The sequence below is a fragment of the Halopseudomonas pelagia genome (assembly GCF_009497895.1).
In the GTDB taxonomy this organism is placed as follows: Bacteria; Pseudomonadota; Gammaproteobacteria; order Pseudomonadales; family Pseudomonadaceae; genus Halopseudomonas; species Halopseudomonas pelagia_A.
In genome coordinates this window covers 3,612,508-3,626,098 of record NZ_CP033116.1, presented here as the reverse complement: position 1 = coordinate 3,626,098, position 13,591 = coordinate 3,612,508, and the positions used below count along the sequence as shown (strand labels likewise).

At 56.4% G+C, this 13,591-nt stretch carries 13 protein-coding genes; 10 read left to right on the top strand and 3 right to left on the bottom strand.

Annotated elements, in window-relative coordinates:
• Positions 1 to 56: 56 nt before the first annotated feature.
• Together EAO82_RS16710 and EAO82_RS16705 are read right to left on the bottom strand one after the other, a co-directional pair.
• On the bottom strand, positions 57 to 488 hold the full coding sequence (locus tag EAO82_RS16710; RefSeq protein WP_096348307.1) for a hypothetical protein: 432 nt from the start codon (positions 486 to 488) through the stop codon (positions 57 to 59).
• Positions 488 to 1,738 (bottom strand): substrate-binding periplasmic protein, encoded by a 1,251-nt coding sequence (locus EAO82_RS16705; protein ID WP_174958996.1) that lies wholly within the window; start codon positions 1,736 to 1,738, stop codon positions 488 to 490. The genes EAO82_RS16710 and EAO82_RS16705 overlap by 1 nt, the downstream gene beginning before the upstream one ends.
• Positions 1,739 to 1,958: 220 nt before the next feature.
• Between EAO82_RS16705 and EAO82_RS16700 the strand changes: the two genes are divergently transcribed.
• Positions 1,959 to 2,807: an SDR family NAD(P)-dependent oxidoreductase gene (locus EAO82_RS16700; protein ID WP_174958994.1), complete on the top strand. Its 849-nt coding sequence runs from the start codon at positions 1,959 to 1,961 to the stop codon at positions 2,805 to 2,807.
• 59 nt (positions 2,808 to 2,866) lie between these two features.
• On the opposite strand, the gene EAO82_RS16695 is transcribed toward EAO82_RS16700, so the two are convergent.
• Positions 2,867 to 3,733, bottom strand: coding sequence for an alpha/beta fold hydrolase (locus tag EAO82_RS16695; RefSeq protein WP_096348304.1), 867 nt, complete (start codon positions 3,731 to 3,733; stop codon positions 2,867 to 2,869).
• A gap of 441 nt (positions 3,734 to 4,174) precedes the next feature.
• Between EAO82_RS16695 and EAO82_RS16690 the strand changes: the two genes are divergently transcribed.
• The 9 genes from EAO82_RS16690 to EAO82_RS16650 all read left to right on the top strand — a co-directional run bounded on the left by EAO82_RS16690 (position 4,175) and on the right by EAO82_RS16650 (position 13,404).
• A complete protein-coding gene (locus EAO82_RS16690) occupies positions 4,175 to 5,668 on the top strand; it encodes a flagellin (protein ID WP_096348303.1) in 1,494 nt (497 codons plus the stop codon).
• A 73-nt stretch (positions 5,669 to 5,741) separates the two neighbouring features.
• Positions 5,742 to 6,143, top strand: a complete 402-nt coding sequence (locus EAO82_RS16685; protein WP_231703233.1) for a flagellar protein FlaG — start codon at positions 5,742 to 5,744, stop codon at positions 6,141 to 6,143.
• A gap of 100 nt (positions 6,144 to 6,243) precedes the next feature.
• A complete protein-coding gene (fliD, locus tag EAO82_RS16680) occupies positions 6,244 to 7,719 on the top strand; it encodes a flagellar filament capping protein FliD (RefSeq protein ID WP_321540949.1) in 1,476 nt (491 codons plus the stop codon).
• A complete protein-coding gene (gene fliS, locus EAO82_RS16675; protein WP_096348302.1) occupies positions 7,719 to 8,087 on the top strand; it encodes a flagellar export chaperone FliS in 369 nt (122 codons plus the stop codon). Before fliD ends, fliS (EAO82_RS16675) begins: the two co-directional genes overlap by 1 nt.
• 154 nt (positions 8,088 to 8,241) lie before the next feature.
• The gene (fliS, locus tag EAO82_RS16670; protein WP_096348301.1) at positions 8,242 to 8,625 is read left to right on the top strand and encodes a flagellar export chaperone FliS; all 384 of its coding nucleotides are present in this window, start codon (positions 8,242 to 8,244) and stop codon (positions 8,623 to 8,625) included.
• 10 nt (positions 8,626 to 8,635) lie between these two features.
• Entirely contained in the window at positions 8,636 to 8,932 is a 297-nt protein-coding gene (gene fliT / locus EAO82_RS16665) for a flagellar protein FliT (RefSeq protein ID WP_174958991.1), read from the top strand.
• Between the two features lie 211 nt (positions 8,933 to 9,143).
• A complete protein-coding gene (locus tag EAO82_RS16660) occupies positions 9,144 to 10,610 on the top strand; it encodes a sigma-54 dependent transcriptional regulator (RefSeq protein WP_096348299.1) in 1,467 nt (488 codons plus the stop codon).
• A 113-nt stretch (positions 10,611 to 10,723) separates the two neighbouring features.
• Positions 10,724 to 11,971: a sensor histidine kinase gene (locus EAO82_RS16655; protein WP_096348298.1), complete on the top strand. Its 1,248-nt coding sequence runs from the start codon at positions 10,724 to 10,726 to the stop codon at positions 11,969 to 11,971.
• Positions 11,968 to 13,404, top strand: coding sequence for a sigma-54-dependent transcriptional regulator (locus EAO82_RS16650; protein ID WP_096348297.1), 1,437 nt, complete (start codon positions 11,968 to 11,970; stop codon positions 13,402 to 13,404). Before EAO82_RS16655 ends, EAO82_RS16650 begins: the two co-directional genes overlap by 4 nt.
• Positions 13,405 to 13,591 lie beyond the last annotated feature (187 nt).

Genomic DNA, 13,591 nt, shown 5'->3' with positions numbered 1-13,591 from the left:
GGGCAGGCGCGGATTGTAGCATGCGGAGAAAAAAGTGCGGCGCAGGATCAGAAAAGTCAGACGCCGGGGCCGCAACGAATAATGCTGGCGCGGGCCAGGCGCTGACTATCTGCCGATTCCAGCCAGCCGGCCGGGCGAATGCCGCGCCGGTCGGCAATGAACTGGTAAGTATTGCCGGCGCTGAAGTCGGCGTAATCAATACCAAGGATGCAGGTTCTGAATTGCGGCTCGCCCAGCATGCCTCCAGCGCTGGCCGACCCCGGCACTTCATAGCGGAAGCGCACCTGAACATTGTGTTTGCCGGGACTCAGGTCTGAGAAGCGCAGGCCGGATACCAGTTCGCCGTCCAGTCGGTATGCGCTGATGCGGTCAGCCGGGCGCTGCGTGCTTAGCTCCAGGCGCGCCTGACCTTCAGCCAAGGGAGGCGGCGTCGGAGCAGCGCAGCCGATGGTGATCAGGGAGACAATAAACAGGGCAATCCAGCGCATCAGTTAACTCCGGTAAGGCCGTTGGCTCGCAGTACGCGCTGTATATCCAGACCAATAATCAGCACGCCGATGATCTCATTGCTGGCAGGGTCGCGGATCTGACTGCTGATATGCACCTGATAACCCTGCGCTGACTGATCATACTCAAGCCGGCCCTGATACGCCTCATCGGTTCTGTTAAAAAAGGCTTCGGAAAATTTCGCTTCATCGCCTTGCCAGTAATCAGTGGTGATCTCGCTCAGGCCCACGTTCAAGCCCAATTGGTCGGTGACGATGATCTCGGTAATCAGATTATTGTTTTTCTGTTGCTGGTCACTGAGCCACTCGGACAGGGGATTGCCGGCCACACTGTTGATTAGTGGTGCGTCCGGCTTTTTCAGTTCGTCCCGCCACTGCCGATCGAGCTGCATGATGTCCGGAATATTCAGATTCTGGTGCAAGGCGTTCTGGGCCTGCACGGCAGACACTAGTTCGTCTCGCTCGGGCCAGCTGTTGAACAGCTGCTCATGTACCGCGGCCAGGTGTTTGTGCTCATCATCGCTGAGCATATGAATTTCCGGCAGGCAGAAATAGATTTGCTGGTTGAACCGTTCTAGAAAATCACTTTGGCTATCCAGAAACGCCTTGGAAAAATACACCCCGAGTGTCGAGTACTGCTGGAATCTTTCGTACTCTGGCCGCAGCGCCGGGGGTAGTTTGGTCAGCTCGGTGCGCAAGGTGCGCTGGTCGGCAAGGAAGGTATCGATGCGGCCCAGGTCCAGCAGTTTGAATAATTGCTCAGTGCTGCTGACCTGCTGCTCCACGGCATACCCGTTCTCCAGCAGCCAGGCCAACTGGTTGCTGCCGCGTACAGCACCAATACGCAGCTCGCTGTCTGCGCCCTCTGCTGTGGTCGGTCGATTGCTGTACCAGTACCATTTCTCCAGCGCCAGCGGCGCAGAGAGTGCGGCGAAGCGATTGGCACGCTGCATATTGGTCGCCGAGAAGAAGCCGTCGGCCCTGCCTTGACCGACCTCGTGGATCGCCCGCTGCCAAGGCATGACGCGGACGCTATAAGGTTGGCGTAATGTCTTGAAAATGCATTCCAGGGCAACGACCGAGGTGCCGCTCAACGTTTCCCCTTCGCGAACCTGATACGGCGGGAAGATGTCCGTATTGAGGTGCAGTGTGTTCGCCGCCAGCGGCGCAACAGCGCCAGCCCAGCAAGCCAGTAACAGGCCAAATAATGCGCAATACCTTTTGCGAGTCATGCGATTCCTTATCCACGTCTTGGAGTGCCTTTTCAGGTATAGCTTATTCATCGCAAACCGCCGGATAAAAGCTGATAAAGCCTGATCACTGCAAATGATAGATCTGGTTTGGTGATGCTGTAAAAGGCATTCTATTTGCCACATTTATAAGATGCCTTTCAATTCGGCCCGCGTGCTTTCGTCACGGCAGATTGTCAGGCCCCTTTCAGGAGAGCACAGCATGCAGAATCTTCAAGGCAAGGTAGCGGTTATTACTGGCGGTGGCAGCGGCTTGGGGCGTGAGCTGGCGCTACGTTGCGCGGCCCGTGGCATGAAGCTGGTGCTCGGCGACGTTGACGAAGCTGGCATGCAGGAAACGCTGAACCAGATCAAAGCGCTGGATGCCAGCATCGAGTCTGCGACCATGCGCTTGGACGTCTCGAAACTGGAACAGGTGCAAGCCTTTGCCGATCTGGCAAAGAGTCGCTTTGGTGGCGCGCATCTGCTGTTCAATAACGCTGGCGTCAGCGTTGGCGGTCCGGTGTGGATGAATACCCAGGCAGATTGGGAATGGGTGGTAGGCGTCAATATGTACGGCGTCGCCTGGGGCCTGAAAGCCTTTACCCCGATGATGATCGAGCAGGGCGAAGGCCATATCGTCAATGTCGCCTCTGCAGCTGGTTGGGTCAACGGCCCGAGCATGGCCGTGTATAACGCCACCAAGCATTCAGTGGTCGCGATTTCCGAGACGTTGGCTCTGGATTTGCGTGATGCGGGCGCCAAAGTGGGCGTCACCGTGCTCTGCCCGGCGTTCTTCCCTACGGGTATCCATGAATCCGCGCGCAATCGTCCAGCAGACATGGGCGATACGCTGGCCCCCAGCGCGCTGGACAAAGAGCGCTCTGCCGCCTTGAAAGCCGCCGTGGAAAAGGGTCGCATCAAGGCAGCTGACGTAGCCGAAATGACGCTAAAGGCGGTTGAGGATGATCAGTTCTATGTGTTCCCGCATCGCAAGATCAAACAGTTGATCGCCATGCGCGCTGCGGCAGCTGATGCGGAAAAGACTGTATTTGATTCGATGAACCCCTAAGCCAGGTCTCCCGAGGTGTCGAGGGTCCACTCGACACCTTTGGTGTTCTCGTCGGCGCTCTAACCCACCATTGCCATCCTCTGCTCGCAATCCACCACCCCTTCTTCCAGCACAAATCGTTCTACAGCCTGCTTCACATCCTGCCAAGCCGTCTTGTGTTCCAACTCGAGGAAGTGACCGGTATGCCGAATAGTCGTGAACTGCGAGTGTGGGGCCATATGCGAGAACAGGCGCGCATCCGCCGGTGAGGTATAACGGTCCAGCTCACCATTGATAAACAGTAGTTGTGCGTCGACATTCTCCACGCAGCTCATAAACCGATCACAGTCCAATCCGGCTACCTGGCGGATGTGATAGAGCATCTGCGCATACTCGAACTCCTCCAGCGCACTGACATGGCGAAAGTTGCAACGTTTGAACAGCGGCGGCAGATGCTCGCCGATGGTGTCATTCAGCAGGTTGCCGATGGCCTGGCGGTCGCACGCCCCCAGCGCCGCCCGGGCGCGACTCAGGTAATCCAGCATGAAGGGGTTCAGTACCGGCGAGAACGAGCTGATAATCGCTTTGTTGATCCGCGCCGGCCGCTGGGCCAACGCCAGCAGCGCTGCAACACTACCCCAGGAAAACGCCAGCAAGTGATCAGCACTAAAATGCTCGATCAGCTCCAGCAGGATCAGGGCCTCATCCTCTTTGCCAATCAGCGGAAGCTCAAGATTGTGCCCGCGTGACTGGCCCTGATAGGGCAGATCGTAAACCACTACATTAAATAGCGGCCTCAGGTATTTAAGGCTGGCGTTGAACGACACGCTGGTGGCCAATGAGCCGTTGACCAGAATGATAGTCGCGGCAGTGGTCGGGTTGGGGTAAAAGCAGGTGTGCACCTTCAGATCACGGTGCACGCGTATTAGCGCTTTCTCTGCGTACATGGGACACCTCTTGCGGAGTGTTCAGGCGTAGCTCAAGCTCGCCTCTGAATTCTCCACCAGCTAACGCCCCGCAGATGACAAGGGCGTTGCACCCCGCTACCGCCGGTCAGTCTTCATGCAGATGTCATAGAACGGAGGGCGTGGCAGTTGCTTGCAATGGAGCGATCTTCAACCCCCTCAAGTTATTGCCAGGCCTGTCGATACACATTCATCGGCAAGGCATCTGGTTGGCGTCAAAACTGTGTCAGGTGCTTGGAAGGGCTTTTTTGTTTACCTAAGTGATTGTCAAGTAAACAAAAAACTTTTTTGAAAATAACCCTAAAGCTCTTGGCCAGTACGCCGATACAGTAACTGAACGCGAACTCACTGGGTGCCTGGGCAATGCCGGCCCGCGAGTCGCAAGCTCAGGCAAACATAATCAGGTCTACGAGGTAATACATCATGGCTCTTACAGTAAACACGAACGTAGCTTCTCTGAACGCCCAGCGTAACCTGGGTGGTTCTTCCAGCGCTCTGCAAACTTCCCTTGAGCGCCTGTCTTCGGGTTCGCGTATCAACAGCGCCAAAGATGACGCAGCAGGTTTGCAGATCTCCAACCGTTTGGCCAGTCAGGTCAGCGGCTTGGGCGTAGCAGTCAAGAACGCCAACGACGGCGTCTCCATCGCTCAGACAGCTGAAGGGGCGATGCAGGAGTCTACCAATATTCTGCAGCGTATGCGGGACTTGGCTTTGCAGTCTGCCAACGGGTCTAATAGCGATGCTGACCGCGGAGCGCTGCAGAAAGAAGTTAGTGCTTTACAGTCTGAATTGAATCGTATTTCTGAAACCACCACTTTTGGTGGGCGCAAACTGCTTGACGGGTCTTTCGGCTCATCTCAGTTCCAAGTTGGGTCGAACGCAAACGAAACAATTGGCGTTACCCTGGGCAACACTTCTGCTCGTTCATTGGGAGCTTTCCAGTCAGACTCGAAAGCGAATGTCGGCGTGTTGACCGCGACTGCAGGTGCTGCTGGCGGCAATGGTGTAATTGCAGCCAACGACCTTACGATTAACGGTCCCACAGGTAGCGCTGCAATCGATGTGAGTGCTAATCAACAAGCAGCATCGATTGCAAGTGCCATTAACAATAAATCCGGTGATACCGGCGTTACGGCAAATGCCAGCACAGAAACGACACTGACAACCGCTGCAGCGGGTACTGTTTCGTTTACATTGAAAAGTGGTGACAGCAATTCCACCGCTGCCACTATAACTGCTGGCGTGACGGCTACTGATCTGAGCAACCTCGCGGAAGCGGTCAATGGTCGTTCGTCAGAAACCGGTATTACTGCCGAGTTGAGCGAAGATAAGGCAACCCTTACCTTTAAGAACTCTGAAGGTTTTGATATTCAGATTTCCGACGTGGACAATACGGGAGTGGCAGCTGCAGCTACGGCGGTTACTGTTGGTGGTACTGCTCTTACTAAGACAGACGGAGGGGGTACTGTAACTGATAGCCTGGTAGTTGGCGGCAAGCTGGAATTTGAGTCTGAAAAAAGCTTTACAGTTGCTCAGGCGGGTTCTACTGGTGCTCCTGCTGATAGTACTGTCTTAGCAGCAGCCACCAGCGCAGCTACGTTGTCTTCCGTAGCAAAGATTGACATTTCAACTGTCAAGGGATCGAACGACGCGATCTCAATTATTGACAAAGCTATTGGCAATATTGATGGTCAACGTGCGGGCCTTGGTGCTGTTCAAAATCGTTTTGAATCTACGATTAGCAACCTCCAGAGCATTTCCGAGAACGTTTCTGCGGCAAACAGCCGAATCAAGGACACCGACTTCGCCGCTGAAACTGCCAATCTGACCAAAAACCAGATTCTGCAGCAGGCTGGTACGTCGATCCTGGCCCAGGCCAACCAGTTGCCCCAGGCGGTCCTCAGCCTCCTGGGCTAAGGATTAAGTAAGGGTTACACTGCGGGGGACTGGGAGACTGGTCCTCCGCTTTATCCTTTGTGAGGTAAGCACCATGGATATGGGCATTCTCAAGCCGTTTGATGTAAGCCGTACTGCGCGTTCAAGTGTAGCGGTTGAGGCCTCGGCCGAGCGTTCGGCATTAGGGCAAACGGATCTTGCAGCAACAACATCGGCTGCCAAGCCGGTGGCAACACAAACTCGGGACGCGCTGGCGCAGCCCTCTAAGATCGCCGAAGATGAGTTGAAGTTGGCGGTGTCGGATATTCAGGATTTTGTCCAGTCGGTACGTCGGGATATCAATTTTCAACTTGATGATTCCAGTGGCCGGGTGGTAGTGAACGTAACTGAAGCGAGCAGTGGCGAGGTTATCCGCCAGATTCCTTCAGAAGAAGCGTTGCGACTCTCAGAGAATTTGTCTGAAATTCGCAGCCTGTTGTTTGAAGCAGAGGCCTGAGCCTCTGCCAGCCGGTTTGACTGGCACATAACTTGCCTGCCTTGCCGGGACATTTCATTCGGTACGCAGACCGTCAATTTTCGGTCGTAGGGGCACAGCTATGGCTATTCAAGGTTTAGGTAACGGCATTGGGTCGGGGCTAGATATCAACGGCATCGTCAAGGCGCTGGTTGATGCTGAAGCGGCGCCCAAGAGCGCACAGCTCAACCGTCTTGAGAAAGCGACCACCGCCAAGTTTTCTGGCCTCGGCCAATTCCGCAGTGCCCTCTCCGAATTTCAGACCGCGCTGAAGGATCTCAACGATCCGGCGCTGTTCCAAAAGCGCAGTGCCACCTCAGGTAAGCCTGATATTTTCAGCGTGACCGCCGATGCTAAGGCAACCGCCGGCAACTTCAATGTTCAGGTATTCAAGCTGGCGCAAACTAGTAAGGTTGCGCTAGCTGGCGTCGCGGATCCTGCTGCAGAATTGGGCACCGGTAAGCTAACCATTAACGTGGGAGATACCCAGCTCAATATCGATGTAACCGAAGGCAATGACAGTCTGACTGCCATCCGTGATGCAGTCAACGCAGCGGGCAAGGAATCAGGGCTGTCTGCTAGCATTGTGACTGACCCTAACGGTGCGGGGGGCTCGCGTTTAATCCTCAGTTCTACCCAGTCGGGCACGGGTAATGATATCAGTGTCAGCGTTGTCAGTGACGACGATCCAAGTGCTTTGTCTGGTCTCGCCTATACACCTCCCGCGCCTGACGCAGATTTTACCCCGACCCCTGTTGATCCCACAGATCCTATGGCAGCGCGGACAATTAGCTACGGCCAGGACGCCCAACTGGCTATTGATGGCATTAAAATCAGTAGTGCTACCAACACTATTAGTGACGCTATCGAAGGTGTAAGCATCACCCTCAAGTCCAAGCAGTCTAAGGAGGATATTGACAGTCAGACTAGCGTCAGCCTGGCGGTGGCTGAAGACCGAGCTGGCGTTAAATCGCAGCTGAAAAAATTCGTCGATGCCTACAACAAAATGATGGGCACTGTGACTTCGCTGACTAAGGTAACCAAGGTAGGTGGTGAGGACGGCGAACCTTTGGCGGCCGCGCTAGTAGGGGACGCCTCCGTGCGCTCTTTTATGTCGGCTATTCGTAATGAGTTGGGTAACGCTCAGGGTACGGATGGTATGCGGATCCTCGCTGATCTAGGTATTTCTACTCAGCGAGATGGGACTCTGGCGATTGACGATGAGCGCCTCGATACAGTTCTGAAAGATAATTTCGAGCAGTTGAATGGTTTTCTGACCGGCGATAACGGTTTGATGGCACGTCTGAATGGCAAGGTAGATCCCTATACACAAACCGGGGGTATTCTTGAAAGTCGCACCACTGCATTACAAAACACCTTGTCGAGCGTCGATGACCAGCGCGAGCAGCTGACGCTGCGCATCGACAAGCTCGAAGCGCGGCTTTTTTCGCAGTTCAATGCAATGGATGCACTGGTAGGCCAGCTGTCTGGCACCAGTGATTACCTGTCCGGCGCATTGAGCAACCTTCCCGGCGTAGTACGGCAGGATCGCAATTAATGAAAAACCCGATTGATACCTACAAGCAGGTCAATATTTCCCAGGAAGTGTCCCAATACCGGGCCGTACAGTTGCTGCTTGATGGCGCTATCGAAAGGCTCAAATTGGCGCGGCATGCTCAGGCTACCGGAAACCCTGAGCGTCGTGGAGTGGCGGTTAGCAGCACCATTAGCATTATCGGTGCGTTGCAGGCTGCATTGGACAAGGATCTGGGTGGCGAAATTGCCGAGAATCTGGATGCGCTGTACGACTATATGACCCGCAAGCTCGCCGGAGTGGCGCTGGATGATACTCCCCGCTCTCTGGATGAAGTGTTGACGCTACTGCAAGAAATCAAGCAGGGCTGGGACGGCATAGAACCGGTCTGAGCTCCAACGGACCAGGCGAATAATGTGTGAAGCAAGGCCCGCTCGGTTTTTAACAGCGGGCCTTGCTGCATCTGGGGTGCAGACAAATAAAGATTAAAGTTTTCCGCGTGAGGCCGATACATTGAACATGTATCATCACTCTCAGGATGCGCCCATGAATGCCTACGCCGCGATGAAGCAGTACCAGACCGTGAACGTCAATGCTCAGGTCAGTGAAGCAGATCCGCATCGCTTGATTCAGATGCTGATGGAAGGCGGCTTGCAGCGCATTGCGCAGGCCAAGGGTGCAATGCAGTTCAATAATGTGCAGCTCAAGGGCGAGCTGATCGGCAAAACCATTGGTATTGTCGGCGGCCTTCGCGAAGCGCTGGATTTTGACAAGGGTGGCGAGGTCGCTGTTAACCTGGATCGTCTTTATGCGTTCATGATCCAGCGTCTGAGCATTGCCAACCTGAAAAACGATTCGGCTATTCTGGATGAGGTTGCGGCGCTGCTGCGTGACGTCAAGGAAGGCTGGGACGGCATTCGCCAATACTGAGGACAGACCAATGACCGTTGCAGTCAAGCAGTTGGAAGATACTCACCAGGCGTTGGTGGAAGCAGTACATGCTGGCGACTGGCAGCAGGTCAGCCAGCTTGACCACGTTTGCCGTGAGCTGGTCGCACAGGCGATGGCCGAAGACGGCCGTGAAGACCAGGCGTTGGCCGACGCACTCGACAATCTGCTTACCACGTACCGTGAAGTGGTCGCGCTCTGCCAGGCCGTTCAAGGCAAGCTGGCCGAAGAGCTGCAGGAGCTGCAACGCAGCAAACAGAGCGCCAAGGTCTACCAGATGTTCAGCTAAGCCTTGAGCTAAACGCCTTGCCGCCTGAGGGTTACTTGGCGTTTTACCCCGAAGCGAATTCCGTCCAAATAAAAAATGTCGTTTAACTGCGCCAACTATTTGACTGTGACAGCGAATCTGACTAACGTTGGCAGCACTAATTATTCGAGTGGCAAAGCGCTATCAGCGTCAATTGCCCGGATTGCGTGTTTACAGGACGCCTTTCACACTTATGCTGCCTAACAGCCATATCTTACTCATTGATGATGAACCGTCCAGCCGCCATGACTTGAGCGTGATTCTGTCCTTTTTGGGCGAAGATGCGGTCATTACCACCTCTGCTGTCTGGCAGAAGGATGTGGAGACGCAGTCGGCCTCTTCTGGCAGTTTCAAATGTGTGATTCTCGGGCACTGCGACTGCGCGCATGGTATGCAAGGCTTGCTTGCGCAGCTGGACAAGTGGGACGAGAATCTGCCGGCTATCCTGCTCGACGCAGAGCAGGCGACAAACTGGCCGGAACATCTGAAGCAGCGCCTGTTGGCGGTATTGCCGCCGCCGCTCAGCTATAACCAACTGCTTGATTGCCTGCACCGTGCTCAGGTCTACCGTGAGGTTTATGATGACCGTGACCGTCAGCGCCAGCGCGAGCCAAACCTGTTCCGCAGCCTGGTAGGCACCAGTCGTAGTATTTACTCCGTGCGGCAAATGATGCAGCAGGTAGCTGATACAGAAGCCACGGTTTTGATTCTGGGTGAATCAGGGACGGGCAAGGAAGTGGTTGCGCGTAATCTGCACTACCATTCCAAGCGCAAGGACCAGCCCTTTGTGCCGGTGAATTGCGGTGCCATCCCCGCAGAGCTGCTGGAAAGTGAACTTTTTGGTCACGAGAAAGGTGCTTTTACCGGCGCTATCACCAGCCGGGCAGGGCGTTTCGAACTGGCCCAGGGCGGCACATTGTTCCTGGACGAAATCGGCGATATGCCGTTGCCTATGCAGGTCAAGCTGTTGCGGGTGTTGCAGGAACGGACCTTTGAGCGGGTGGGTAGCAACAAGGTACAGACCGCCGACGTGCGCGTGATCGCGGCTACGCACAAGAACCTGGAACAGATGATCGAGCAGGGTGGCTTCCGCGAAGATCTGTATTACCGTTTGCACGTGTTCCCGATCGAGATGCCGGCCATGCGCGACCGGATCGAGGATCTGCCGCTGCTGCTGAACGAGCTGATTACCCGTCTGGAAATGGAAAAGCGTGGCTCGATCCGTTTCAGCACCTCGGCGATCATGTCGCTGTGCCAACACGATTGGCCGGGTAACGTACGCGAACTGGCCAACCTGGTTGAGCGCATGGCAATCATGCATCCGCATGGAGTGATCGGGGTTGGCGAGTTGCCGCGCAAGTTCCGCTACCTGGAAGACGATCAGGAAGAGCTGCGCAATGCTCGTGCCGGTGAGGATGAGCGTGACGAAGCCTTTAATGGTCTGGTGGGTTTGAACAGTCCGGCGTTCTTGCCGCCCGATGGTCTGGACCTGAAGGAATACCTCGGGGGTTTGGAACAGACGCTGATTCAGCAAGCTCTGGACGAGTGCAACAGTGTGGTGGCCCGCGCCGCCGAGCGGTTGCGTATCCGTCGTACCACGCTGGTGGAAAAGATGCGCAAGTACGGCATCAATCGTGGCGTCGACCTGTCAGAAGAATGACGCGTTTTTAGCAATTCTTTTCTAAGTCTTTGAATTTGTTTGGTTGTTGTGTGATGGCACGGGCTTTGCTTTGACCTCCCTGAAGCTTTCTTTTGTATTCAGGGGATCACCCGATGGTACTCACCGCTAAGCACCTTTCGACCGTCAATGCAGCTCCATCCGAGCTGCACACCGCCGACGCCAAACCCCGTGACGAGGCGCAGCTAACCGCTGCCTACGAGCTGTTCCGGCAAATGTCGGGTCAGCTGTCGGGGTCTTACGCCTTGCTTCAGGAGCAGGTCAGTACCCTTCAAGCGCAACTGGATCAGGTGCATGCCCAGCGTCATCGCGAGCTGGCCGAGAAGGCCTGCCTGGCTTCACGCTTGCAGAATCTGCTCGATTTGCTCCCCGGTGGCGTGGTGGTGCTGGATGGTAACGGCGTAGTGCGTGAGGCTAATCCCGCTGCCCGTGAACTGCTCGGTGAGCCTTTGGAAGGCCAGCTGTGGCGGGATCTGATCCGTGACCGTTTCGCTCCCCGTGATGATGACTACCATGAGGTGTCCCTGCGTAGCGGCCGCCGCGTATCGCTGGCAACCCGTTCGCTGCTCGGCGAGCCAGGCCAGATCATCCTGATCAACGATCAAACCGAAACCCGTCAGCTGCAAAGCCAATTGGCGCGCCATGAGCGTTTGTCTGCCCTGGGGCGCATGGTTGCCTCTCTGGCACATCAAATTCGCACGCCGCTTTCTACCGCCATGCTGTATGCCAGCCATTTGCACGACCAGGATTTACCAGCCGCGCAGCGCCAGCGTTTTGGCGAGCGCCTGAGTGGTCGCCTTAAAGCCATGGAACATCAGGTGCGCGACATGCTGCTGTTTGCCAAGGGCGATCTGCCGCTGGAAGACCGCGTAAGCGTTGAGCAGCTTTTTGACGCCCTGCAGGTGGACGCTGGTCCGCTGGTCGAGGCCAATGCTGCCGCTTGCCGTTGGGATAATCGCTGCCCGCAAGGTTTGGCGCTCAAGTGCAACCGCGACACCCTGGTGGGTGCGATCACCAATCTGATCGATAACGCCATCCAGGCCGGCGGCGACGCTGCCCGGCTTAAGGTTTGTGCCCGCCTGATCGAGGGTCAACTCAGCCTGAGTGTGGTCGATACCGGGTGTGGTATGGATGCTGAGCAGCGTGCGCAAATCGGCGAACCCTTTTACACCACCCGCGCGCAAGGCACAGGGCTGGGTGTGTCTGTGGTCAAATCCGTGGCGCGGGCCCATGGCGGCGCCTTCTATCTGCGTAGCAAGGCGGGCTGGGGAACCAGCGCCGAGCTTCTGCTCCCAGTGCAGCAGGGCATCCAGAGCAGGGCATTACTGGAGAGCAGCATATGAGTCAGTCACGCCTGCGAATTCTGTTGGTAGAAGATGACCGCGCCCTGCGTGAAGCTTTGAGCGACACTCTGACCCTGGGCGGCTACGAGGCCCTGGAGGCCGGTGACGGTGATGCTGCGCTGGCCATATTGCAACGTGAGTCGGTATGTATGGTGGTCAGCGATGTGAACATGCCCGGCATGGATGGTCATCGGCTGCTCCGTCATTTGCGTCAGTACCACCCGCAACTGCCGGTGCTGCTGATGACCGCTTACGGTACCGTGCAGCAGGCAGTCGAAGCCATGCGTGATGGCGCAGTGGATTATCTGGTCAAACCCTTTGAGCCGCGTGCGTTACTGGAGCTTGTTGCTCAGCACGCGCAGGGGCGACTGCGTGCCGGCAAGCTCGAGGGGCCGGTGGCAGTAGAGCCGTCCAGTCAGCAATTGCTGCATCTGGCCTCGCGAGTGGCGGCCAGTGATTCCACCGTATTGATTTCCGGCGAGTCCGGTACCGGTAAAGAAGTGCTGGCGCGCTTTATCCATCAGCAATCGCCGCGCGCCGAGCAACCCTTTATCGCGATCAACTGCGCGGCGATTCCGGAAAACATGCTGGAAGCCACGCTGTTCGGTCACGAAAAAGGCTCCTTTACTGGTGCGGTCGCTTCGCAGTCAGGCAAGTTCGAGCAGGCCAATGGTGGCACGCTGCTGCTGGATGAAATCTCAGAGATGCCGCTGAGCTTGCAGGCCAAATTGCTCAGGGTGTTGCAGGAACGCGAGGTTGAACGTGTGGGGGGGCGCAAGCTGATTCAGCTGGATATAAGAGTTATTGCCACCACTAACCGCGATCTGCCAACCGAAGTGGCGGCCGGCCGTTTCCGCGAGGATCTGTATTACCGCCTGGGGGTTTTTCCGCTGCAGTGGCAACCACTGCGCACGCGGCCCGGCGATATCTTGCCGATCGCCCAGCGTTTGCTGGACAAGCACACAAGGAAAATGAATCAGGCGCCGGTACGCTTTGCCGCAGACGCCTGCCACGCGCTGCAGCAGCATGGCTGGCCAGGCAACGTCAGGGAGTTGGATAATGCCGTGCAACGGGCCTTGATTCTGCAATCGGGTGGCGTAATTCACGCGCAGGATCTGTGTCTGGCGGTGCTGCCGGGTAGTCCGATGACGGTACCTGCGGATCTGCCAAATTGGGATGCCAGTCCGACGCTGCCAGCCGTCGAGAATCTGACGGATGCAGATACTGCACAGACGGCTCAAGCGGGTACTGACCTGGGTGCGGGGGTCAGGCAGCGCGAGTATCAGTTGATCATTGACGTATTGAGGGCCGAACGCGGCAAGCGCAAGGAAGCCGCAGACAAGCTGGGCATCAGCCCGCGGACGCTGCGCTACAAGCTGGCGCAGATGCGTGATGCGGGTTTGGATGTTGAGGCCAGTCTCTACGCCAGTTGAGCAATAAACCCATTCGCGGTCGTGCTGCTGCTCTGACCGAGCGGGAAGTGGCACTTCTGCTGTGGTAGGAGCCCCGGCCTCGGGGCGAAGGGTTAGGCCGGGCGACCATCTGCCGAAAATGTTCGCGACCAGGCGGCCGCTCCCACGGGGATCCACCACCTCGGCTACTCCCTCCTGTCATCCCCGT

What these genes read in the sequence shown, in the direction of transcription:
- EAO82_RS16710 (WP_096348307.1), bottom strand. Translation starts at nt 488, where the DNA reads ATGCGCTGGATTGCCCTGTTTATTGTCTCCCTGATCACCATCGGCTGC.
- EAO82_RS16705 (WP_174958996.1), bottom strand. Translation starts at nt 1,738, where the DNA reads ATGACTCGCAAAAGGTATTGCGCATTATTTGGCCTGTTACTGGCTTGC.
- EAO82_RS16700 (WP_174958994.1), top strand. Translation starts at nt 1,959, where the DNA reads ATGCAGAATCTTCAAGGCAAGGTAGCGGTTATTACTGGCGGTGGCAGC.
- EAO82_RS16695 (WP_096348304.1), bottom strand. Translation starts at nt 3,733, where the DNA reads ATGTACGCAGAGAAAGCGCTAATACGCGTGCACCGTGATCTGAAGGTG.
- EAO82_RS16690 (WP_096348303.1), top strand. Translation starts at nt 4,175, where the DNA reads ATGGCTCTTACAGTAAACACGAACGTAGCTTCTCTGAACGCCCAGCGT.
- EAO82_RS16685 (WP_231703233.1), top strand. Translation starts at nt 5,742, where the DNA reads ATGGATATGGGCATTCTCAAGCCGTTTGATGTAAGCCGTACTGCGCGT.
- fliD (WP_321540949.1), top strand. Translation starts at nt 6,244, where the DNA reads ATGGCTATTCAAGGTTTAGGTAACGGCATTGGGTCGGGGCTAGATATC.
- fliS (WP_096348302.1), top strand. Translation starts at nt 7,719, where the DNA reads ATGAAAAACCCGATTGATACCTACAAGCAGGTCAATATTTCCCAGGAA.
- fliS (WP_096348301.1), top strand. Translation starts at nt 8,242, where the DNA reads ATGAATGCCTACGCCGCGATGAAGCAGTACCAGACCGTGAACGTCAAT.
- fliT (WP_174958991.1), top strand. Translation starts at nt 8,636, where the DNA reads ATGACCGTTGCAGTCAAGCAGTTGGAAGATACTCACCAGGCGTTGGTG.
- EAO82_RS16660 (WP_096348299.1), top strand. Translation starts at nt 9,144, where the DNA reads ATGCTGCCTAACAGCCATATCTTACTCATTGATGATGAACCGTCCAGC.
- EAO82_RS16655 (WP_096348298.1), top strand. Translation starts at nt 10,724, where the DNA reads ATGGTACTCACCGCTAAGCACCTTTCGACCGTCAATGCAGCTCCATCC.
- EAO82_RS16650 (WP_096348297.1), top strand. Translation starts at nt 11,968, where the DNA reads ATGAGTCAGTCACGCCTGCGAATTCTGTTGGTAGAAGATGACCGCGCC.